The 565-nt window shown below is 67.8% G+C and carries 1 pseudogene; it reads left to right on the plus strand.

What is annotated here, in order from left to right:
• Positions 1–565 (plus strand): annotated as a pseudogene (locus J5M58_RS25985) (hypothetical protein); the annotation flags it as partial.

Consider the following 565-nt stretch of genomic DNA (forward strand, 5'->3'; position numbering starts at 1 on the left):
CTATTACACGTTCGCCCGCGAAGATTCGGTGACCGAGCGGATTCGCTCGTACGCGCAAGGCTGGCACATGGTGATGCCGCTCAGCGACGAGCAATTCGCCGAACGCGTGCGCCACGACAGGATCGACATCCTCGTCGACCTGTCCGGCCACAGCGGGCGCAACCGGCTGCCGATGTTCGCGCGCCAGCCCGCGCCGATCCAGGTGAGCTGGATCGGCTACCCCGGCACGACCGGGCTCGAGGCGATCGACTATTACCTCGCCGATCCGTACGCGGTGCCGTTCGGCCCGATCGACACTCAAGGTCCGGACGCGCGCCCGTCCGACAACCCGCCCGCCCACCCGCTGAACGGCCGGTTAGTCTCTTTCCACCTGAGTCCGCCGTCGAACGAACAGCCGTCGCCGAGCCCGTGCCCGCCGCCTTTCCGCCACAGATCCTGCTGCAACGCGCCGCTCACGTCGCACGGACTTGCGGGATCAACGCCGTCATCCGGCACGCTCTCTGCCCCTATCACATCACCGCGCGGACGACCGTGCCCCCGACACAACCATGCGCACAGGCCGGAA

The organism is Pseudomonas sp. 32_A (assembly GCF_017490905.1).
In the GTDB taxonomy this organism is placed as follows: Bacteria; Pseudomonadota; Gammaproteobacteria; order Pseudomonadales; family Pseudomonadaceae; genus Aquipseudomonas; species Aquipseudomonas inefficax.